Annotated in this window: 23 protein-coding genes; 20 read left to right on the top strand and 3 right to left on the bottom strand. The window is 49.0% G+C overall.

The genetic code is table 11. The features are described 5' to 3' along the window. Positions 1-3: 3 nt before the first annotated feature. A complete protein-coding gene (locus Q9R25_RS09130) occupies positions 4-1,119 on the bottom strand; it encodes an NADH-dependent flavin oxidoreductase (protein WP_196431280.1) in 1,116 nt (371 codons plus the stop codon). A gap of 261 nt (positions 1,120-1,380) precedes the next feature. Between Q9R25_RS09130 and Q9R25_RS09125 the strand changes: the two genes are divergently transcribed. The 10 genes from Q9R25_RS09125 to Q9R25_RS09080 all read left to right on the top strand — a co-directional run bounded on the left by Q9R25_RS09125 (position 1,381) and on the right by Q9R25_RS09080 (position 10,685). Further along, positions 1,381-3,039, top strand: a complete 1,659-nt coding sequence (locus Q9R25_RS09125) for a glycerol-3-phosphate dehydrogenase/oxidase (RefSeq protein ID WP_031422206.1) — start codon at positions 1,381-1,383, stop codon at positions 3,037-3,039. Positions 3,040-3,163: 124 nt separating this feature from the next. Next, positions 3,164-3,523: a YxeA family protein gene (locus Q9R25_RS09120; protein WP_214690425.1), complete on the top strand. Its 360-nt coding sequence runs from the start codon at positions 3,164-3,166 to the stop codon at positions 3,521-3,523. Positions 3,524-3,614: 91 nt separating this feature from the next. Further along, positions 3,615-3,974, top strand: a complete 360-nt coding sequence (locus Q9R25_RS09115; protein ID WP_074035685.1) for a response regulator — start codon at positions 3,615-3,617, stop codon at positions 3,972-3,974. A 161-nt stretch (positions 3,975-4,135) separates the two neighbouring features. Next, entirely contained in the window at positions 4,136-4,990 is an 855-nt protein-coding gene (gene fba / locus Q9R25_RS09110) for a class II fructose-1,6-bisphosphate aldolase (protein ID WP_159562989.1), read from the top strand. A gap of 95 nt (positions 4,991-5,085) precedes the next feature. Further along, on the top strand, positions 5,086-5,916 hold the full coding sequence (locus Q9R25_RS09105) for a hypothetical protein (RefSeq protein ID WP_311283066.1): 831 nt from the start codon (positions 5,086-5,088) through the stop codon (positions 5,914-5,916). Between the two features lie 74 nt (positions 5,917-5,990). Then, positions 5,991-6,641 (top strand): fructose-6-phosphate aldolase, encoded by a 651-nt coding sequence (fsa, locus tag Q9R25_RS09100; protein WP_078147677.1) that lies wholly within the window; start codon positions 5,991-5,993, stop codon positions 6,639-6,641. A 27-nt stretch (positions 6,642-6,668) separates the two neighbouring features. After that, complete coding sequence (gene murA, locus Q9R25_RS09095) at positions 6,669-7,925, top strand: UDP-N-acetylglucosamine 1-carboxyvinyltransferase (protein WP_311283065.1); 1,257 nt, start codon at positions 6,669-6,671, stop codon at positions 7,923-7,925. A gap of 14 nt (positions 7,926-7,939) precedes the next feature. Next, the gene (gene glpX / locus Q9R25_RS09090; protein ID WP_031422214.1) at positions 7,940-8,911 is read left to right on the top strand and encodes a class II fructose-bisphosphatase; all 972 of its coding nucleotides are present in this window, start codon (positions 7,940-7,942) and stop codon (positions 8,909-8,911) included. 87 nt (positions 8,912-8,998) lie between these two features. Continuing rightward, complete coding sequence (locus Q9R25_RS09085; RefSeq protein ID WP_214783679.1) at positions 8,999-9,925, top strand: ATP-binding cassette domain-containing protein; 927 nt, start codon at positions 8,999-9,001, stop codon at positions 9,923-9,925. Then, entirely contained in the window at positions 9,915-10,685 is a 771-nt protein-coding gene (locus Q9R25_RS09080; protein WP_159562986.1) for an ABC transporter permease, read from the top strand. Before Q9R25_RS09085 ends, Q9R25_RS09080 begins: the two co-directional genes overlap by 11 nt. Positions 10,686-10,724: 39 nt before the next feature. Here Q9R25_RS09080 and Q9R25_RS09075 read toward each other — a convergent pair whose 3' ends face one another. Beyond that, positions 10,725-11,420 (bottom strand): C40 family peptidase, encoded by a 696-nt coding sequence (locus Q9R25_RS09075; protein WP_159562984.1) that lies wholly within the window; start codon positions 11,418-11,420, stop codon positions 10,725-10,727. 382 nt (positions 11,421-11,802) lie between these two features. Here Q9R25_RS09075 and rho point away from each other — a divergent pair, with 382 nt between their 5' ends. From rho to Q9R25_RS09025, 10 genes are all read left to right on the top strand, one after another. Continuing rightward, positions 11,803-13,140: a transcription termination factor Rho gene (gene rho, locus Q9R25_RS09070; protein WP_012727388.1), complete on the top strand. Its 1,338-nt coding sequence runs from the start codon at positions 11,803-11,805 to the stop codon at positions 13,138-13,140. A gap of 82 nt (positions 13,141-13,222) precedes the next feature. Beyond that, positions 13,223-13,465, top strand: coding sequence for a type B 50S ribosomal protein L31 (locus Q9R25_RS09065; protein WP_012727387.1), 243 nt, complete (start codon positions 13,223-13,225; stop codon positions 13,463-13,465). A gap of 99 nt (positions 13,466-13,564) precedes the next feature. Continuing rightward, positions 13,565-14,788, top strand: coding sequence for a cation:proton antiporter (locus Q9R25_RS09060; protein ID WP_012727386.1), 1,224 nt, complete (start codon positions 13,565-13,567; stop codon positions 14,786-14,788). A 106-nt stretch (positions 14,789-14,894) separates the two neighbouring features. After that, positions 14,895-15,506: a thymidine kinase gene (locus tag Q9R25_RS09055; RefSeq protein ID WP_074035700.1), complete on the top strand. Its 612-nt coding sequence runs from the start codon at positions 14,895-14,897 to the stop codon at positions 15,504-15,506. Between the two features lie 82 nt (positions 15,507-15,588). Beyond that, entirely contained in the window at positions 15,589-16,659 is a 1,071-nt protein-coding gene (prfA, locus tag Q9R25_RS09050) for a peptide chain release factor 1 (protein WP_074035701.1), read from the top strand. Next, on the top strand, positions 16,659-17,516 hold the full coding sequence (gene prmC / locus Q9R25_RS09045) for a peptide chain release factor N(5)-glutamine methyltransferase (protein ID WP_074037873.1): 858 nt from the start codon (positions 16,659-16,661) through the stop codon (positions 17,514-17,516). Before prfA ends, prmC begins: the two co-directional genes overlap by 1 nt. Beyond that, positions 17,497-18,507: an L-threonylcarbamoyladenylate synthase gene (locus Q9R25_RS09040; RefSeq protein WP_159562979.1), complete on the top strand. Its 1,011-nt coding sequence runs from the start codon at positions 17,497-17,499 to the stop codon at positions 18,505-18,507. The genes prmC and Q9R25_RS09040 overlap by 20 nt, the downstream gene beginning before the upstream one ends. 21 nt (positions 18,508-18,528) lie before the next feature. Then, positions 18,529-19,029 carry a low molecular weight protein arginine phosphatase gene (locus tag Q9R25_RS09035; protein ID WP_012727381.1) on the top strand — a complete coding sequence of 167 codons (501 nt, stop codon included), beginning with the start codon at positions 18,529-18,531 and terminating at the stop codon, positions 19,027-19,029. A 4-nt stretch (positions 19,030-19,033) separates the two neighbouring features. After that, positions 19,034-19,474, top strand: a complete 441-nt coding sequence (gene rpiB / locus Q9R25_RS09030; RefSeq protein ID WP_311283064.1) for a ribose 5-phosphate isomerase B — start codon at positions 19,034-19,036, stop codon at positions 19,472-19,474. Further along, positions 19,471-20,013: a TIGR01440 family protein gene (locus tag Q9R25_RS09025; protein ID WP_396136448.1), complete on the top strand. Its 543-nt coding sequence runs from the start codon at positions 19,471-19,473 to the stop codon at positions 20,011-20,013. The genes rpiB and Q9R25_RS09025 overlap by 4 nt, the downstream gene beginning before the upstream one ends. Before the next feature lie 54 nt (positions 20,014-20,067). Here Q9R25_RS09025 and Q9R25_RS09020 read toward each other — a convergent pair whose 3' ends face one another. After that, positions 20,068-20,853: an alpha/beta hydrolase gene (locus tag Q9R25_RS09020; protein ID WP_196431276.1), complete on the bottom strand. Its 786-nt coding sequence runs from the start codon at positions 20,851-20,853 to the stop codon at positions 20,068-20,070. Positions 20,854-20,948: the final 95 nt, after the last annotated feature.

Here is a 20,948-nt window from a genome sequence, read left to right as displayed (position 1 = left end):
TTTTTATTTCACTTCTTGATCTTTAATTGGGAACCAACCGGCACGTGTCGTGATGGCGTTCCATAGCGGAGCTGGGACAGCGAGTTCGGCTTGTTTGTTCAAGTCGAGTTCTGTCTCGATCTCGTCTTCGCGGTCCGATTCCACTTTTTCCAGCCATTGTGGATCGATGATCAGTTCGCGACCGAGTGCGGCAAAATCGACGACGTCGAGTGCGTCTTCCACTTGGGCCGGACGTTGGAGTTGCCCGACTCCGATGAGTGGGATGGCACCATTGATTCGATTGGCGATGCGGTCTATCGAACGCTCCGTGACATTCTCGTCACGCATGGAAGCTGTATTGAAGTTCCAGAGAGAAGCGTGAATATAATCGACGCCCTCTTCTAAAATCATATCGAGTAACACATCCGTGTCGTCGAGTGTGATTCCTGGCTCTTCGATTTCTTCCGGTGAGAAACGATAGCCGACTAAGAAGTCTTCTGCATCTGCAGCTGCTTCTTTCACACGACGAATGACTTCGCGTGGGAACGTCAAACGTCCATGAACATCACCGCCGAAGCGATCTTCACGGCGATTTGAGTGCGGTGAGAAGAATTGTTGAATCAAGTAGGTGTTCGCTCCGTGAATCTCGACGCCATCAAACCCGGCTTCGATGGCCCGACGCGTCGCTTCACCGAACGCCTCGATAATGGCTTCGACCTCTGATGTCTCGAGGGCACGTGGTGTGACGGCGCCTTCTCGGACAGGCGCGACAGCACTTGCACTGACAGGTTGTTCGTTCGGGACGAGTTCAGGTGGTGACATCCGTCCAGCGTGGAAAATTTGAAGGATGGCTTTTGCACCTTCCGCTTTTAAACTTTCCGCCAATTGACGGAGACCCGGGATGAATTTGTCGTCATTGACCCCGAATGCGTTCGGGAAACCTTTCCCGTCTTCTGTCACGTACGCGCATGCTGTAATCGCAAGCCCGACGTTTTGCGCCCGTTTCCGATAGTAGGCGAGCTCATGCTCGGATACTTCGCCCGTTGGTTCTGATGAGTAATGTGTCATCGGAGCCAAGACGAGTCGGTTCGGTACTTCGACGCCATTTTTGAATTGAAAAGGTTGTAACATACGTTTCATCTGAAATCCTCCTTCAACATGATACCTTGAAGTCTAAGCTTCTCGACTCAAAAATGCGAGTCGGATGCTTGTGAATGAACACATTACAGATTGCGCAAGCGTAAGAGATGATTGAACTGAAAAGAATAGGGTATAATACAGGAGAAAAGTTGATATTCGGTTCGAGACAATAGAGAGACCACAACAGAAGGGGGAAGCCTTGTTTTTGTTGTGGTCTCTTTTTCTATTCATTGAACCGTACTTACTATAGGAGGGAATAAGATGGAAATCAGAAATTTCTCAGCGAAAGAACGAGCGAAACGATACGAACAACTGACAAGCGAACGTCATGACGTTCTTGTTGTCGGTGGAGGGATAACCGGAGCAGGGATTGCGCTCGATGCGTCGTCACGTGGGATGAAGACAGCGGTTCTTGAAATGCAAGACTTTGCGGCCGGGACGTCAAGCCGTTCGACGAAACTTGTTCACGGGGGACTCCGCTATTTGAAACAATTTGAAGTGGCGCTCGTCGCAGAAGTCGGGAAAGAGCGTGCCATCGTGTATGAGAACGGTCCACATGTCACGACACCGGAACAGATGCTATTACCGATGCACAAGGGAGGCACGTTTGGTCCTTTCTCAACTTCAATCGGACTCATGGTGTATGACTTCCTTGCAGGCGTCAAACGGGCAGAACGTCGCATGATGCTCAAACCGAATGAAGTCATCAAAAAAGCACCGCTCGTGAAAAAAGATGACTTAGTCGGTGGTGGATACTACGTCGAGTATCGGACGGATGATGCACGATTGACAATCGAAGTGGCGAAAGAGGCAGCGAATCACGGCGCGCTTCTTATGAACTATGCCAAAGTGACCGGGTTGATTTACGAGAACGGCAAAGTGGCGGGGGTACACGTCGAAGACCAAATCGATGGGTCGACATATGACGTCTATGCGAAAAAAATCATTAATGCGACTGGTCCATGGGTCGATGAGTTACGGGAAGAAGACAACTCGAAAAAAGGCAAACAGCTTCGTTTGACGAAGGGAATTCACCTTGTCATCGATCAATCGAAATTCCCACTCAAACAGGCAATTTATTTCGACACACCAGATGGGCGCATGGTCTTTGCCATTCCACGCGGAAACAAAGCGTACGTTGGAACGACGGATACGTTCTTTGATAAAAACAAAGCGCATCCACGCATGACGACAGAGGACCGCGATTATATTTTGGATGCAATCCATTATATGTTCCCAGACGTTCATGTCACAGCAGATGATGTGGAATCAAGCTGGGCGGGTATTCGTCCGTTGATTTATGAGGAAGGAAAAGACCCTTCTGAAATTTCACGTAAGGACGAAATTTGGCAGTCAGACAGCGGCTTGATCACGATTGCCGGCGGTAAATTGACAGGGTATCGGAAGATGTCAGAAACGGTCGTCGACCTTGTCGCGAAATTATTAAAAGAAGAAGAGGGTGTCGTCTACTTGGCAAGCCGGACGAAGCATATGCCGATGTCAGGTGGTCACGTCGGCGGATCGAAAGGGTTTAAAGACTTCCTCGAGAAGAAAACGAAAGAACTTCAAAATCACGGTCTCGACGCGGGGCACGCGGAAGAACTCGTCCGTCTATACGGATCGAATATCGATCGCGTCATCGAGCGGATGGACTCGAACGCGTATGACTTGCCAGAGGTCGTCTATGCACAATTGATTTATGGCATTGAAGAAGAATCGGTCGTACGCGCCATCGACTTCTTGATTCGTCGGACCGGAGCGATGTTCTTTGATATCGATTTCGTCCGTCAACACAAAGAAGGTGTCCTTCGTTGCATGGCCGACGTCTTCAAATGGTCGGATGAGCGTTTGAAAGAAGAACGTGAAGAAGTAGAGAAGGAGATTGAAATCGCAGTTGTGCCTGTGACTGTCGAATCGTAATGCACTGCATTGCAGGAAAGGTTCATTCTAAATAGGATGAACCTTTTTTGTGTCATGGTTTCATCGATTCGGAATAACGGTATACCTCATAAGTAGTGATTCTTAGATTGAGGGAGAATTTTTTATGAAACGAAATCTCGTTGCCATCCTATTGATTGGCATTCTATTAGTAATAGGTTGGCGTTATGTCGATCCCAATCGATTGTTAGCCGATGTCTATTATGTCAAAGTCCCAAGTGCAGAAGTGGCGACGCAAACCTCGGGGGGTTATCGCTATGATCTCATCGGGTACGACGAGGATGGAAAAAAACGTCCTCTGTCTATTGCCACCACTGGGTTGTTACCGGAAGGGAACTATCTGCGAGTATTTGTGAAAGAAGAAGATGCGGAAGTGACCGACTACGAGCAGGTGAATGTGCTAGACGTACCTGAACAGTTGAAGGAAGAACAGGAAGAAGAGAATTCCGAGCCATCGTTCCCTTGATTTCAAAAGATAGACGTCGCGAAAAAGAGATGAGTTTGGTAAGGTTAAATTGTTTGAATATGGTAAACGATGAATGAAAGAAGGGACATGCATGTCACGGATGTTAATAGCAGATGACCAGGACGGAATTCGTACGATGCTCGCGCAAGTGTTCACGAACATGGGTGTAGACGTGGACACGGCGCAAGACGGCATCAGCGCCTGGGAATTTTTAGAGCGGGAGCAATATGATTTGGTATTGCTCGATATGAATATGCCTCGTATGTTTGGACACGAAGTATTACGTCGCATGCGCGAGAAACAGTTAGACACACCCGTCATGATCATGACGGCATTTGGGGAAGAAACGGTGATTGAAGAAGTGCGTCGTCTCGGGATCACGGCACAATTTGAGAAGCCGTTTGATATTTATGGGATGATTGGAAAAGTGAAAGAAGTCTTGAAAATTTGACGTTTCGTCACCAAGATGACATATGTAAACGCTTGCGCTAAGCCATTTCTATGCCCGAATAGCATAGGCACATGTTTTACGGTGTGTTATAATGGGAACGAATTGCACGGGGGAACTTTTCCCAAACGTGTATAATAGCGAACAGACAGGAGGATGTCATTATGCCATTAGTATCAATGACAGAAATGCTTAACAAAGCATTCGAAGGCAAGTATGCAGTCGGCCAATTCAACATCAACAACCTCGAGTGGACGCAAGCGATTCTTCGCGCTGCGGAAGACGAGAAATCACCAGTAATCCTCGGTGTATCAGAAGGTGCAGCGAAGTACATGGGTGGCTTCACGACAGTTGTCAAAATGGTTGAAGGTCTTATGCACGACTACAACATCACTGTTCCAGTTGCAATCCACCTTGACCACGGTTCTTCATTCGATAAGTGTAAAGCAGCGATCGACGCTGGTTTCACGTCAGTCATGATTGACGGTTCACACCACCCAATCGATGAAAACATCGAAATGACGAAACAAGTTGTCGAGTACGCGCACGCTAAAGGTGCTTCTGTTGAGGCAGAAGTCGGTACAGTTGGCGGCGAAGAAGACGGCGTTGTTGGTGGCGTACAATACGCTGACCTCGATGAGTGTGTACGTGTTGTAAAAGAAGCGAAAGTGGATGCACTTGCTGCAGCACTCGGTTCTGTACACGGTGAATACCAAGGCGAGCCAAAACTTGGATTCAAAGAGATGGAAGAAATCGCGGAAGCGACTAAAACACCACTCGTTCTTCACGGCGGATCAGGAATTCCTGAGCACCAAATCAAAAAAGCAATCGAGCTCGGCCACAGCAAAATCAACGTCAACACTGAGTGCCAACAAGAATGGACTCGTGCAGTACGTGAGAAAGTTGCTGCTGATGCAAAAGTATATGACCCACGTAAAATTATCGGACCTGGTATCGAAGCGATTTATAACGTCGTTACTGGCAAGATGCGTGAGTTTGGTTCAAGCAACCAAGCTTAATCCTGTCCTGAAAGGCTGACTCTTTTGTAGAGTCAGCCTTTTTTTGATGATTTAGGGAACGTATACATATATGGTGAAAAAAAGGGGGAGTCTTTGTGATTTATAACGAGCGACCGACAGAATTGTTTTGGCGAATCTTTTATGTATATGGAGCAGTCGTGTTGATTGGTCTTTCTTTAGCATTAGCCGCCGCCCCACTCGTTTTAATTTATTATTATCCGGTACCTTGGCTTATTCCATTGTTAGTCTTAGTCGCCATCGGTGGGTTTGGGGTGTATTGGTTTACGAACACGTTCCGTCGTTTATTTTGGAAAGAACGGAATCACTCTAGATACGAAATGACCGCAACGAGCATCGAGGGTGTGACGTATCGGCATGAACCGGGCGAGTCGGTCGAGCAATCATTTCCAATCTCAGCGATTCGACAAATCGTCTTCTTCCCGGCGATTGTCCGAAAGACACAGCCGTCTCCGACGGTTCGGATTGGTCGTCCTACGGTAGAGTACACTCCGATGCTATCGATTATGACAAAAGATGATGCCATGGAAATCTTGTTCGATCAACGTGATCTAGTTGCCTTTGATCAATGGATAAAATCTTTCCATGAGCAGGGAATTCCGCTATTTTACACACCAAAAGAATTGTATTGGATTGGTGCGAATATCTCGACACGACGTGAGCGATTTGAACGGTTGAGTCGTCCGGAAGAAATCGTTCCATTTGTCTACACCGGCGATCTTGTAGCAGATGAGCAGACGGCAGCAACGAATTGGATTGAAACCCACGGATTGGAACGTTTGAAAGAAGGACCACACCAAGCATACTATGTGAAGCAAAGTAAAATTATGAAATGGTCATTTTTCGGGACGCTCGCTGGGATAGGCCTTGTCGTAGGATCGATGCTTGCAATCGCATCGTTGACGTAAAGGGTATAGCAATTCGACATGACTTTCCTCATAATAGAGATTGTAAGCGATCACAAATTAAGGAGGAGACACATATGCGTTTTTTCATTGACACAGCAAATGTGGAAGACATTAAAAAAGCTCATCAAATGGGCGTCATTGGAGGCGTGACGACGAATCCATCGCTCGTCGCCAAAGAAGGTGTCGATTTCCATACAAGACTTCGTGAAATCTGTGAGATCGTCGGGGATCTCTCGGTCAGCGCCGAAGTTATTGCACTCGATGCGTCGGGTATGGTGGAAGAAGGAAAGGAACTTGCCGCCATCGCGCCGAATATTACGGTAAAGGTACCGATGACACCAGCGGGGATGCAAGCGGTAAAACAGTTCAAGGAGCTTGGGATCAAGACAAACGTCACGCTCATCTTTAACGCTAACCAAGCGTTACTTGCGGCACGTGCCGGGGCATCATACGTTTCTCCATTCATCGGACGCTTGGATGACATCGGACAAGATGGGCTTGATTTAGTTGAGACCATTGCGAACATCTTCGCAATCCATGGCATCGAGACAGAAATTATCGCAGCATCTGTGCGTCATCCGGTTCACGTGACAAAAGCTGCACTCCTTGGGGCTGACATTGCCACAGTCCCTTACAAAGTTATCGAACAAATGATGAAACATCCGCTCACAGACAAAGGCATTGAGCAGTTTTTAGCGGATTGGAACAACGCTCAATCCAAATAAGTCCGTCGTAGAAAGGTTTTGATCAGCGTGGAAATTCTCCATATCGTTGGGCAGCAAAAACTAGAAGGAACCGTCGAGATTAGCGGAGCGAAACAGAGCGCTCTCCCTTGCCTTGTGGCTGCACTTCTCACGGAAGAGTCGGTGACGATTGAAAACGTTCCGATGATTGAAGATGTGGAAGTGATGGTCAATTTGTTAAAAGAGTTAGGGGTTCGGGTAGAGCGGGATGGCGAACGAATGACGATTCATTCGAATGAAGCAGTCGCAATGCCTCTCCTCGGTTCTGAGACGCGCAAAGTCCGTGCCGCTGTCTATTTACTCGGGGTCTTCGCGGCTCGCTTTGGAAAAGGGGCGGTTGGGTTACCTGGAGGATATGCGATTGGTCCACGGCCGATTGACTTACATTTGAAAGCGTTGGAACGTCTCGGCATTCATGTTGAGAATGAATCAGGTCTCTATCATGTCCGGGTCGATGAATTTGTTGGGAATCGAATTTACTTGGACTTGCGGTCGTTTGGGGCAACCGTGAGTGCAATGCTTGCGGCTGTTCTAGCGACAGGGACGACGGTCATCGAAAACGCGGCTTGCGATCCGGAAGTCGTCGATGTGGCGACCATGCTCACATCGATGGGTGCACATGTGAGTGGGGCCGGAACGGATGAGATTCGAATTAAAGGGGTGGAACGCCTCCATGGTTGTACGCACACACTCATTCCAGATCGTCTCGAAGCCGGAACGTTCATGATGTTCGGTGCAGTGTCCGGTCGTGTGACCGTCCAACCGGTCATTCCGACACATCTCGAAGGGGTCATTCAAAAACTGTTGGATTTCGGAGCGGACGTCGAGGTCGGTGAGGAGTCAATTACCGTGACGGCGAACCAATTCATGCCAACAGATATTCGGGTGTTCCATTACTCGGGGTATCCGAGCGACTTGCAACCGGTGATGACGGCAGCCTTATTAAAAGCTGACGGAACGAGTATTGTCACCGATAAATTGTATGCGCAACGATTCCGCCACATCGCCGAGATGCGACGGATGAATGCGCAAATTACACTGGAGGATGCATCGGCTGTGATTCGTGGCGGCAATAAGCTGGCGAACGCAGAGATGGAATGCACCGATGCACGGAGTGCTGCGGCCCTGGTACTGTCAGCGCTCCAAGCTTCTGGTGAATCGACGCTACTACATGCGGAACGACTGAATGATTCGTATGTCGACTTTGTCGGCAAATTAAAACAACTCGGTGCGCTCGTTTGGGTGGAGGAACAAACCGAGGTATAAAGGGGAGATTTCGGGTGGAACGAAGTTTATCGATGGAACTGGTTCGGGTGACAGAAGCGGCGGCACTTGCTTCAGCCCGTTGGATGGGACGAGGATTGAAAGTCGAAGCGGATGATGCGGCAACGACGGCCATGCGCGACGTATTTGACACGATTCCGATGAAAGGGATTGTCGTCATCGGTGAAGGGGAGATGGATGAGGCCCCGATGCTATACATCGGAGAAAAAGTCGGAAATGGCTACGGTTCTCGTCTCGATGTCGCAGTCGATCCGTTAGAAGGGACAAACATCGTAGCGACCGGAACGTGGGGAGCACTTGCGGTTCTCGCGGTCGCGGATGCAGGCGATCTCCTTCATGCTCCAGACATGTACATGGATAAAATTGCCGTCGGACCGGAAGCGGCAGGTCTCGTCAGTCTCGACAACTCGATTGAAGAGAACATTGAAATCGTGGCGAAAGCGAAGAAGAAAAACGTGGAAGATGTCGTCGTCACGATTTTACATCGGGACCGTCACGAAGAAACCATTCAACGTGTCCGCGCGACCGGTGCGCGAATCAAATTGATTCCGGACGGGGACGTCGCCGCGGCCATCAACACCGCTTTCCCGAAAACGGGTGTCGATTTGTTGCTCGGTTCAGGCGGGGCGCCAGAAGGTGTCATCGCTGCAGTCGCAATGAAGTGTTTAGGTGGAGACTTCCAAGGGCGTTTGCTCCCGGAAGATGAAGCGCAGAAACAACGTTGCCATGACATGGGAATCGAAGATACGGATCGAATCCTCCTCCTCAATGATTTGGTGAAAGGTGAAGATTGTATCTTTGCGGCGACCGGCGTCACAGATGGTGAGCTGTTACGTGGAGTCCAATTCACGTCACAAGGCGGACAGACCCATTCGGTCGTCATGCGTGCCAAGTCCGGTACCGTTCGTTTCGTCGAAGGGAACCACTCACTTAAGAAAAAACCAAAAATGGTCATGAAACCAGAATAATCAGAAGTCGTGGATGTGAAAACGTCCACGACTTTTTTGTGGTGAAAGCGTCAGAAAACGGGAATGGATAGTCAGGAGGTGGGTGTGATGATTCAGGTTGAAGGACTCGTCAAAACATTCAAGGATGTTCCAGCTGTCGATGACGTGTCATTTTTCGTGAAAGAAGGAGAAATCTTTGCGTTTTTAGGTCCGAACGGTGCGGGTAAATCGACGACGGTGCAAATGTTGACGACACTCGTGAGACCGACATCTGGAGTGGCACGAGTCAATGGATTCGATGTCGTTAAACAAGAAAAAGATGTCCGATTATCGATTGGAGTTGCCTTACAAGAAACAGGAATCGATAAAGTGTTGACGGGACGAGAGCTCCTTGTCTTACAAGGGCGTTTGTTTAAGATGTCGAATGAAGAGGCGCAGCGTCGAGCCGATGAGTTACTCGAAGTCGTTTCACTGACGGATGCGGCCGATCGCCGGAGTGGTACCTATTCCGGTGGGATGCGACGACGTCTCGACTTGGCTCTCACACTCGTCCATCGTCCGACGGTCTTGTTTTTAGACGAACCGACGACCGGACTCGATCCGGCGAGCCGAATCGAAATTTGGAATGAAGTACGCCGATTGAACGAGGAATTCGGGACGACGATTTTTTTAACGACCCAATACTTAGAGGAGGCAGATGAGTTGGCTGACCGGATTGCAATCATCAATCACGGGAAGATTGTGAGTGAAGGAACGGCCGAGGAATTGAAACAGCTCGTCGGTGGAGAGACGATTTCGATGGACTTCGCTACAGAATCTGAAGCGACCCTTGCCGCGACGCGATTTCATACATCTTCGAATGGCACACATGTATCGTTTGAGTTACGTGACATGACGTTGACTGAGATTGTTCGTTCCTTGGATGAACAAGGGTTGCAGCCTGAACGATTGACTGTCAAGCAACCATCGCTCGATGATGTATTCTTGAAAGTGACAGGCGAATCGTATGAAGGAGGCGAGATCCGTGTGGACTGAGACATGGCTATTCACGAAACGGAGTTTGCTGACGACTATTCGAAATCCGTTTTCATTCATCCCGAACTTGATCATTTCTGTATTCTTTTTACTTGTGTATACGAGTGGCTTGTCGAGCGTGGCCTCGTTGCCTCAGTTCGAAGGGAGCGACTATTTGAATTTCATCTTACCCGTATCCATTGTTTCAGGTGCAGTCGGGGGAGCGGGAGGCACGGGTCAGGCGCTTGTCCGAGATATTGAGAGTGGCTATTTCGCACGGCTCTTGTTGACACCGGCGACCCGTACGGCGATTGTGCTCGGACCGATGATTGCGGGGATGTTGCAATTACTCGTCCAAACGCTACTTATTTTTGCTGTCGCGTTTCTCCTCGGTCTCACGATTCCTGTCGGTGCCGCTGGATTCTTTTTCACGGTATTACTCGCAATCGGATTTGGACTTGGTTTCGCAGGATATTCAGTGGGCGTCGCCTTGAAAACACGAAATGCACAAGCGGCACAGGCAGGGACGTTGTTGTTCTTTCCTTTAATTTTCCTGTCGACGACGTTCGTTCCGAAAGAATTGATTGAAGCCGAATGGTTGAAAGTGGCGGCGACGTTCAATCCAACCACGTATATTTTCGAAGGGATGCGAGCGGTTCTGACGCAACCGGAGATTGACTGGGGTGCTTTATCTGCAGGGCTCGCAGTCGCGGGTACGATGAGTGTACTCATGATCGTCTTTGCGGCAACGAACGCGAGAGGGGCATTGAAGCAAAAATAAAAACGACTCGGTTCCGATGAACCGAGTCGTGATATTGTATTAGAGATATGATCCAGCGCCTACATAGCGTGGTGCCCAGTATCCAGAAGTGAAGCTCGCGTATTTAACGCCGCCTGTTTCTGAGTTGATCATTTGTGTTTTGCTAAGTGCCATTCCGACGTGTTGAATCGTTCCGCCTGAATGTGAGAAGAAGACGAGATCGCCTGCTTGGATCGATGACTTCGAGATTTTCTTCGCGCTTGAGTATTGCTGACGTGAAGAACGTGGAAGTGTTTTTCCGATTGCTTTCTTGTACACGTGTCCAGTATATCCTGAGCAGTCAAAACCTGAAGTTGTTGTTCCACCATAGCGATACGGTGTTCCGAGATATTTCTTCGATTCAGCGACGAGTTTCGAACGTTTGCTAGAAGATGACGTTGAAACCGTTGTTGATGTCGACGTGTTCGCTTTCAAGTATGTGTACGTTGAAGAAGCTGAGATATAACGGTGTGTGCCTTTGTAGTTGATTTTATAGAACGAACCGGATTTACCAAGGTATGTATAGCGTTGACCTTTATCCATTTTCGCGACGACTTTCGATGATGTAAGTGACGGGGCAGTACGGATGTTCAAACCGTTTACTTTCGAGTAAGCAAATGTACCGGTAGCGGCTTCTGCTTGTTCACCTGTTGAGAACATAAGACCCGAGAAAGCGACAGTGGCAGCGACGACGATTGATGCGATACGCTTTAACATTGTATAAATCCCTCCGTTTTTAAAATCAAGACATTCGTATATGACAAATCGAGTAATTTTTAATGGTAGAGCACAAGTTGCGGGATATACCCGGTTTCCTGTGCAAATAAACTATATCATGCGCAAGACCGATAGCATTTTTCAATCGCAAGTCAAAAAAGTGTTTTCTTGTAACAAAAATGAAACAATATGTGGATATAGCACTTATTTTGTTACAAAACTATCTTTTACTGTGTAAGGATTTGTACAAGAGGGAAACGATTGAACAAAAGGTGATTTTTGCACGGTGACGGCACGGGCAAAATGTGGTTAGATGATGGCAGAACAAATGAATCAAGTTGAATTCTTCTTGTAATGAAATGTAGAAAGATAGGTGACTTGAATGAGTCAACAGACAGAACCGACAAAGAACTATACACTTCGTGAACTTGAAACGAAGACGTTGAAAGAATTATATGAGATTGCCAAAGAAGTCAAAGTACCGAACTTCCGAGAAGCACGGAAACGTGAGCTCATGTTTCGTATTTTGAAATCACAGGCTGAATCAAAAGATTTATATTTCCTCGAAGGCATTTTAGAGATCATTCCACCGAATCCACAGTCTCAAAATGATGGCGGGTTTGGATTCCTCCGACCAATCAACTACTCTCAATCTTCCGAAGACATTTATATCGCCGCATCGCAAATTCGTCGCTTCAATCTTCGAAACGGAGACCTCGTCACAGGGAAGGTCCGTAAACCAAAAGAGAATGAGCGATTCCAAGGGTTGTTAAGTGTGGAAGCTGTCAACGGAGAGTCGACGGATTCGACGCGTTCGCGTGATTATTTCCCGGCATTGACACCGATTTATCCAGAACAACAGATGGTGCTCGAGACAGAGCCGACACATCTTTCGGTTCGTGTCATGGATATGATTGCACCAGTCGGGTTTGGCCAACGTGGGTTAATTGTGGCGCCACCAAAAGCGGGGAAAACGTCGCTTTTAAAAGAGATTGCGAATTCGATCACGACGAATCATCCGAACGTCGAATTGATTATTCTTTTAATCGATGAACGACCGGAGGAAGTGACGGATATTCAACGCTCTGTACCGGACGCGGACGTGGCGTTCTCGACCTTTGACGAGACGCCGGAAAACCATGCACGTATTTCAGAACTCGTTCTCGAACGCGCGATGCGTCTCGTGGAACATAAGAAAGACGTTGTCATCCTGCTCGATTCCATCACACGCTTGACGCGTGCGTACAACCTGTCTGTTCCACCGAGCGGACGGACGCTCTCGGGGGGAATCGACCCGGCGGCGTTCCACAAACCGAAAAAGTTCTTCGGAGCGGCGCGGAATATCGAAGATGGGGGCAGCTTGACGATCCTCGCGACAGCGCTCGTCGATACCGGATCGCGAATGGACGACGTCATCTATGAAGAGTTCAAAGGAACAGGGAACATGGAGCTGCACCTAGACCGGAAATTGGCCGAACGTCGAATCTTCCCAGCAATCGACATTCGTCGCTCGGGAACACGGAAAGAAGAGTTGTTACTCGGGAAGGACGAACTCGATTCGCTCTGGACGATTCGTCGTACGATGAACGAGTCCCCGGACTTCGTCGAACAGTTCTTGCGCCGTGTCCGTGAGACGAAAACAAACCTCGACTTTTTTGCTGCGCTAGAGGCAGATAAGAAAAAAAGACGACCGGTGAAAAAAACGAAAACAGACTTGTAAAACCTATAGTAGGGTGATATTATATTCTAGTGAACTTTCTCTAGGTTGAAAGAATACTTAGGGCCGAAGGAGTTGAAAAGCAATGAAACAAGGAATCCACCCAGAATACCGTAAAGTCGTATTCATGGACTCGACGACAGAATTCAAATTCATCACTGGTTCAACTCGTTACTCTAACGAGACAATCACGATGGAAGATGGAAACGAGTACCCACTCATCCGTGTCGATGTATCTTCTGATTCGCACCCGTTCTACACAGGTCGCCAGAAATTCGCATCTGCAGATGGTCGTATCGAGCGCTTCAACAAGAAATACCAACGTTAATCGTAAAGTTGTATGCTCACCGCCTAGGGATTGCCCTTGGCGGTTTTTTGTTGCATCGACACGGGTAAAGAGACGAAAGACTGTCGTGAGGGGGCCGTTATGGAATTTATACTCATTAGTATCAGCTTGTTGATCGGGGTCGGCATCATGTCTCAATGGTTGGCATGGCGTTATCAAATCCCAGCAATCATCATTATGACGCTCGCTGGAGTATTGGCCGGTCCAATCCTTGGGCTGTTCGACCCACGTGAATTATTAGGAGATTTATATAGTCCCATCATTTCGTTTGCGGTCGCCATCATCTTATTTGAAGGAAGTCTTGGGCTTCATTTTAGCGAAATCAATCAGTTCCGACGGTCGATCGTCCGGATTGTCACGATTGGAGTCGCGCTCTCGTTTGTCGGGATGTCGCTACTCATTCAATATGTTGGAGGATTACATTGGGTCGTTGCCTGGACGATGGGGGCGCTCTTCGTCGTGACGGGTCCGACTGTCGTCATTCCGTTGTTACGTCAGGCACATTTGAAAGATCGGGTCGGAGCGATTTTGAAGTGGGAAGGCATCATTGTCGATCCTGTCGGAGCATTACTCGGACTCTTCGTCGTTCGACTCGGATATATCGTTTATGAAGGTATGGATTTATGGATGCAACTCCTCTTCGCAGGTGCTTGTATCGTAGGAATCGGACTCGGTTACTTGTTCGGCCATCTCTTGATGGGATGGTTTGTGGCAGAAAAAGTACCTCGCTATCTCCGTGCTTCGGTCACGTTGACGGCCGTCCTCATTTTATTCTCACTCAGCGAGCTCATGATGCATGAAGTCGGGCTGCTCGCCGTGACGGCGATGGGGATGACGATGGCCAATACGAAGCATCGGGATGAAGAAATCATCGAAGAACTGCAGTCATTCAAAGAGGATATTTCAATCTTGCTCATCTCATCTGTCTTCATCTTGTTGACGGCTTCCCTGTCTCGGGCAGAGCTGTTGAATATTTTCCAATGGCCGCTTCTCTTGACGATTGCGGGCATCCTGTTCTTGGTTCGCCCAGTTGCGATTTACTTGTCGACCATCGGTGGAGGTTTGCCGCTAGCGGAACGAGGGTTCATTGGTTGGATTGCCCCACGCGGGATTGTCGCGATGACGGTCGCGGGATTCTTTGCTGAAGAAGTCGCGCATCTGGGGATTGACGATGCGAAGCAAATGTTGCCGCTCACACTCGGTCTCGTCTTCATTTCCGTTACACTGCACGGTCTCACGATTCGACCGCTCGCGCGAAAATTGAAATTAATCGATGAACAAAAAGAGGCGAACGCTGATGAATAAAGGACGGAGTTCTTTCAATCAGTATTTAGGAGAAGTCAACCCTTTTCCTCAACTCGAAAGATAGGTATAATCGGAAAGCGATTATCGATGGAGAGGGCGAAGAACAATGATGCATGTGACGAACCGATATGGTTGGATTGAAGTGATTTGTGGGAGTATGTTTTCGGGGAAGTCGGAGGAATTGATTCGCCGAGTCCGCCGTGCTCATTATGGAAAGATTCCGGTCCAAGTGTTCAAACCAGCAATCGACGACCGGTATCATGAAGAGAACGTCGTCTCACACACAGGGAACTCGGTCGTGGCCGTGCCAATCGCATCAAGCCAAGACTTGTATGATGCCGTTCGTGAAGAAACACAGGTTATCGCGATTGACGAGGTGCAATTCTTTGATGAAGGAATTGTAGACGTCATCGAACAACTTGCGAACGAAGACAAACGCGTCATCTGCGCTGGGCTCGATATGGACTTTCGAGGCGAACCGTTCACGATGATGCCTGAACTGTTGTCACGCGCGGAGTTCGTGACGAAACTACAGGCCATCTGTTTGTCATGCGGCGCGCCTGCTTCGCGGACACAACGTCTGATCGATGGGCAACCTGCTCGGTATGAGGACCCGGTCATCTTGGTCGGGGCTTCCGAGTCTTACGAACCACGATGCCGACATTGTCATGATGTACCGAACAAACCACATCCGGTCCGCCATACGGTGGTAGACTGATGAATCGACGGACCGCCCTCGGCGGTCCGTTTTTTTGCTATAATAGATAGAGTTTGATTTGACGGAGAAAGGACGGATCATCATGTTTGACCGTTTAAGTGTATTAGAAGATCGTTACATGCAATTGAATGAAATGCTCGCCGATCCTGAGGTGCTCAGTGACTCGACGAAGTTGAGACAATATTCGAAAGAGCAGGCACAACTAGAAGAGACGGTACAGATGTATCGTCAGTATAAAGAAACAAGTACAGCTTTCAAGGAAGCGAAGACGATGCTTGAAGACCGGACGCTCGACGCCGACATGCGTGAATTGGCAAAAGAAGAGATGAACCTCCTCGAGCCAGAAGTCAAAGAGCTAGAAGCGAAACTGCGGATTTTATTGCTTCCAAAAGACCCGAACGATGACAAGAACGTTATCGTCGAAGTCCGAGGAGCAGCAGGCGGAGACGAAGCGGCACTCTTTGCAGGAGATTTATATAAGATGTATACGCGATTCGCTGAACGTCAAAATTGGAAAGTGGAACTCATTGACGCGAACTATACCGAACTCGGTGGATTTAAAGAAGTCACGTTCATGATCAACGGGGCAGGTGCCTATTCAAAGCTCAAGTTTGAGAACGGAGCCCATCGTGTGCAGCGAGTCCCGTCGACTGAATCGGGCGGACGAATTCATACGTCCACAGCAACGGTTGCCGTTCTTCCGGAAGCAGAGGATGTCGAAGTGCATATCGATATGAAAGATGTACGAGTTGATACGTTCACTTCATCTGGTCCAGGGGGACAATCGGTCAACACGACGCAATCAGCTGTCCGTTTGACACACATTCCTTCAGGGCTCGTCGTATCATGTCAAGATGAGAAGTCGCAGCATAAAAACAAGGATAAGGCGATGAAGGTCCTTCGAGCACGCCTGTATGACAAAATGCAAAGCGAACATATGGAAGAGTTGTCTGCGCAACGAAAATCGGCTGTCGGAACAGGTGACCGTTCCGAGCGGATCCGCACATACAACTTCCCACAAAGTCGTGTCACAGATCATCGGATTGGATTGACCCTTCAGAAGTTGGACCGTGTCCTAGCAGGTGAACTCGAAGACATTATCGACGCACTCATCATGGACGAACAGGCACGTCTCATGGAGGAAGCGGAATGATGCGGATTGCCGCGCTACTTAAGCAGACGGAAGAACGACTAGTTGAAGCTGGGCGCGACCGTGCGGCTGCCGAATGGTGGCTCATGCATGTGTTGCAAGTCGACCGCACCGGTCTCCTCGTTCGTTTGTCGGATGAATTGTCTTCAGATGAAGCGACACGGTTCGAGACGGGAATCGAGCGTTTATTGATCGGAGAACCGGTACAGCACGTGATTGGACATGCTCCGTTTTACGGGCGCTCGTTTGAAGTGAACCGGGATGTGTTGATTCCGAGACCAGAAACGGAAGAGTTGATCGACTGGGTACTTGGGCAACTTCGTCACATCAAGGATGATGAGATTGTCGATGTCGGGACAGGAAGCGGGGCTATTGCGATTACCTTGAGCCTCGAGCTCGGCGTACGTGTACAGACGGTCGATATTTCGCGTGAGGCGATTGAAGTCGCTAAACGAAATGCAGCCACACTTGGCGCAACTGTACGGTTTTATGAAGGAGACGGGCTCGCACCGATTGCGGACCACTCGATTCGCGTTCTCGTCTCAAATCCGCCTTACATCGAGGCCGATGAGCTGTTAGATGAGACGGTCGTCGGCTACGAACCGCACCTTGCGCTCTTCGGAGGGAAGGATGGGCTCGACATGTATCGGCAATTAATATTGGAATCGGTGCGCGTCTTACGTGCCGATTGGCATTTGATTGCGTTTGAAATCGGGTATAACCAAGGACAAGATGTGAAATCATTACTGTCTGAACGTTATCCTGAAGCAGAAACGGGTATTTTAAAAGATATAAACGGCAAGGACCGTATCGTCTATGCCGTAAGGGAAGGGATTGCGTATGGAAACGAAATGGATTAATTCGAATGAGATTGAAGAGGGGGTACGTCTTCTTCAAGCGGGTGAAATCATCGCCATGCCGACAGAAACCGTCTATGGTCTCGCTGGAGATGCCATGAACGATGTGGCAATTCGAAAGATTTTTGAGGCAAAAGGTCGTCCGTCGGATAACCCGCTCATCGTCCATATCGCTTCAATCGACCAAACGAGTTTGTTTGTCGATTCGATTCCTCCTGTTGCCAAACGCTTAATGGATGCGTTTTGGCCAGGCGCTTTGACGATCATCTTGCCTTCAAACGGACGAGCCTCTTCGCTCGTGACCGCGGGCCTCGATTCCATCGGACTCCGGATGCCGAATCATCCGGCAGCACTCGAGTTGATTCGCAAGTCAGGGTTAGGGCTTGCGGCTCCGAGTGCGAATCGTTCCGGACGACCTTCGCCGACAACTGCTCAACATGTCGCGGATGATTTGAACGGACGAATCGCAGGAATCGTGGATGGGGGTCCTACCGGAATCGGAGTCGAGTCAACCGTTGTGGATTGTACGGGGGACACGGTAACGATTTTGCGACCAGGTGGTGTGACGCGAGAAGAAATGGAAGCTGTCATTGGACCGGTCGCCTTAGATGCCAATTTGAGTAACGATGAAGCCACACCACGATCGCCGGGAATGAAGTACACGCACTATGCCCCAACGGCACCTGTTTTTTTAGTCGATGGCACACGCAAAGATTTGGAACGTGTCATCGAGGAGCGGAAGCAAGCGGGGTTGCGAATCGGTGCACTCGTCTTCGACGAGAACCCGACACCGGCTGAGGTCACGTATTCACTTGGGACCTCGATGGAAGTGGCGGCGCAACGTTTATACGACGCGCTTCGTCGATTTGATGAAACAGACGTGGATGAGATTTATGTGAACACGATTGAACCGGTCGGAGTCGCACTTGCCGTCTATAACCGTTTATACAAAGCAGCGGGCGGAAAGATTGTGCACCCGACGAAAGATGCCTAAAGACATAGAGGAGGACACGCGATGTCAATGAAACGCGTATTATTCATATGTAGTGGCAACACGTGCCGAAGCCCGATGGCGATGGCCTTGCTCCGTTCGAAGATGACCGGGGATGAGTTTGATATTCGCTCAGCTGGTCTACGGACGATGCAAGGATTCGATGCTTCAGAAAATGCACTGCAAGTTCTCAGAGAACGTGGGATTGAGCTCGATCATGTCACCCAGACGTTCGATGAAGTGTTAGGGAATTGGGCGGATATCATCTTGACGATGACACGCGCACACCGTGAACAAATTCGGGATACATACCCGGATTTGTCTGAGCGGACGTACACGCTCTATGAATTCGTGACGGGACTCGAACGGGACATCAACGATCCGTTCGGCGGTTCGATGAATGTGTATCGCCAGGTGCGAAACGAGCTCGAACCACTCGTGAATCGACTTGTGTTAAAATTAACGAATGATGGGTCAAAGGTGACGAAACCACCGAGACGCCTACCAAAGAAGACGGGGGAATGAACGAATGAAAATTGCAATTGGCGCTGATCATGGCGGCTTCAACTTGAAGAAAGAAATCGTAGCCTTGCTTGAGGAACTCGGACATGAGTATAAAGATTTCGGGACGCACTCAGCGGACTCGATTGACTACCCGGATGTGGCCATCCCGGTCGCAGAATCGGTAGCGGCAGGTGAATTCGATCGTGGGATTTTGATTTGCGGTACGGGAATCGGAATCGGGATTGCGGCGAACAAAGTCAAAGGGATTCGTGCGGCACTCGTCCATGATTCATTCAGTGCAAAAGCGACACGTCAGCATAACGATTCGAACATCATGACGATGGGCGAGCGTGTCATCGGACCTGGTCTTGCACTCGACTTGGTGACGACGTGGCTCGATACGGACTTTGAAGGCGGTCGCCATTCAAACCGTGTCGACAAGATGAGTGCTTACGAATCGAAGTGAGTCAAATGAAGACGGAACTTCTCGGATTTTTGACGGAGCTTCACGAACGGTTTCCTTTGAATGATGAGCGCATTCTCGTCATCGGATGCTCGACGAGTGAAGTGCTCGGAAAAACGATTGGGAAGGCAGGTTCCACTGATGTCGCAAGCGAATTGATGGAAGCATTCCTTGAATTTAGAAAGAAGACAGGTGTCCATTTGGCGTTTCAAGGGTGTGAGCATATCAATCGTGCCCTCACCGTTGAGCGCCGGACACTCAAACAGTTCGGTCTCACAGAAGTGACGGTCGTCCCGATCCGGTCCGCGGGCGGAGCGATGTCAGAGAAGGCTTATGCCAACTTTGATGAACCATGTGTCGTCGAATCGATTCAAGCAGATGCCGGGATTGATATCGGCTCGACATTGATTGGGATGCATTTGAAACCGGTCGCGATACCGGTTCGGTTATCATCGAAGCATCTCGGAGAGGCGTACGTCACGTTCGCAGTCACGAGACCGAAACTGATTGGTGGGCCACGGGCTCAGTATCCAAATAAATGAAGAAAGCATCGCGTTTAGGTTTTTCGACCGAATGCGATGCTTTTTTTGTTCAAATTATAAATCTTCTCCAAAAAGATAGGAGATGACCATCGGGAAACGCTCACGCCAGGCGAGCTCGTTGTGAACTCCTTCTTCAATCACTTCGAAGCGGATGTGTTCGACCTTGTCTTTTAACAGGTTGTACACGCGTTCGCTCGACTCACGATACATCTCGTTCGTCGGTCCATTTTCGATCGGTTCCTCGACTTCTTTTGCGCCGACGTCCAAGTAAAGACGCTCGACGCCCTTCAAATCGCTCGCTTCAATCAATTGTTCCAGCTCGGTTTGGTTGAACCAAAATGCAGAGGACAGGGAAGCGACACGCTTGAAGACGTCTGGATATACACATGCTGCATATATCGAGATGAGCCCACCCATCGAACTTCCCATCATCGCTGTTTCTTCCGGAATCGTCCGATAGTCAGCATCGATTTGAGGTTTCAATTCCTGCGCGATATATTCGATATACGCCGAACCCTGCCCGCCGAGCACGATGTCACTTCCGAGCAAACTCTCACCGATATAAGGGTTTTCCCACGGTCCATACTCATCGAGTCGTTGTTCGCCTGGTGCACTATCGAGGGCGACGACAATCAAGTCACGCTTCGAGGCGTCTAAATATTCACCGACGCGCCAGCTCATGTTGTAGCTCGCATCCTCGTCATCAAAACAGTTCTGTCCGTCGTGCATGTAGAGGACCGGATATCGTTTTTCGGACGTCTCGTAGTCGGCAGGTGTGTAGATTCGGACCGTTCGTGTCCGTTCGAACGGTGTGATCGTCAGTTCTTTTGTCTCAATCATAAATGGCCTCCTCACAGTTACATTCTTATTAATGATACCCAACTTTTCATCAGATTATTGCGATACCCAAAAAAACAAGCGTGTGGTACGATGGG

The sequence above is a fragment of the Exiguobacterium sp. BG5(2022) genome (assembly GCF_031844365.1).
Classification (GTDB): domain Bacteria; phylum Bacillota; class Bacilli; order Exiguobacteriales; family Exiguobacteriaceae; genus Exiguobacterium; species Exiguobacterium profundum.
This window is presented reverse-complemented; position numbering and strand designations above follow the sequence as displayed.

Bases quoted from the DNA above. Each gene is read 5' to 3' on its own strand.
- Q9R25_RS09130 (WP_196431280.1), bottom strand. From the start codon at position 1,119: ATGAAACGTATGTTACAACCTTTTCAATTCAAAAATGGCGTCGAAGTA.
- Q9R25_RS09125 (WP_031422206.1), top strand. From the start codon at position 1,381: ATGGAAATCAGAAATTTCTCAGCGAAAGAACGAGCGAAACGATACGAA.
- Q9R25_RS09120 (WP_214690425.1), top strand. From the start codon at position 3,164: ATGAAACGAAATCTCGTTGCCATCCTATTGATTGGCATTCTATTAGTA.
- Q9R25_RS09115 (WP_074035685.1), top strand. From the start codon at position 3,615: ATGTCACGGATGTTAATAGCAGATGACCAGGACGGAATTCGTACGATG.
- fba (WP_159562989.1), top strand. From the start codon at position 4,136: ATGCCATTAGTATCAATGACAGAAATGCTTAACAAAGCATTCGAAGGC.
- fsa (WP_078147677.1), top strand. From the start codon at position 5,991: ATGCGTTTTTTCATTGACACAGCAAATGTGGAAGACATTAAAAAAGCT.
- Q9R25_RS09085 (WP_214783679.1), top strand. From the start codon at position 8,999: ATGATTCAGGTTGAAGGACTCGTCAAAACATTCAAGGATGTTCCAGCT.
- Q9R25_RS09075 (WP_159562984.1), bottom strand. From the start codon at position 11,420: ATGTTAAAGCGTATCGCATCAATCGTCGTCGCTGCCACTGTCGCTTTC.
- rho (WP_012727388.1), top strand. From the start codon at position 11,803: ATGAGTCAACAGACAGAACCGACAAAGAACTATACACTTCGTGAACTT.
- Q9R25_RS09065 (WP_012727387.1), top strand. From the start codon at position 13,223: ATGAAACAAGGAATCCACCCAGAATACCGTAAAGTCGTATTCATGGAC.
- Q9R25_RS09060 (WP_012727386.1), top strand. From the start codon at position 13,565: ATGGAATTTATACTCATTAGTATCAGCTTGTTGATCGGGGTCGGCATC.
- Q9R25_RS09055 (WP_074035700.1), top strand. From the start codon at position 14,895: ATGATGCATGTGACGAACCGATATGGTTGGATTGAAGTGATTTGTGGG.
- prfA (WP_074035701.1), top strand. From the start codon at position 15,589: ATGTTTGACCGTTTAAGTGTATTAGAAGATCGTTACATGCAATTGAAT.
- prmC (WP_074037873.1), top strand. From the start codon at position 16,659: ATGCGGATTGCCGCGCTACTTAAGCAGACGGAAGAACGACTAGTTGAA.
- Q9R25_RS09040 (WP_159562979.1), top strand. From the start codon at position 17,497: ATGGAAACGAAATGGATTAATTCGAATGAGATTGAAGAGGGGGTACGT.
- Q9R25_RS09035 (WP_012727381.1), top strand. From the start codon at position 18,529: ATGTCAATGAAACGCGTATTATTCATATGTAGTGGCAACACGTGCCGA.
- rpiB (WP_311283064.1), top strand. From the start codon at position 19,034: ATGAAAATTGCAATTGGCGCTGATCATGGCGGCTTCAACTTGAAGAAA.
- Q9R25_RS09020 (WP_196431276.1), bottom strand. From the start codon at position 20,853: ATGATTGAGACAAAAGAACTGACGATCACACCGTTCGAACGGACACGA.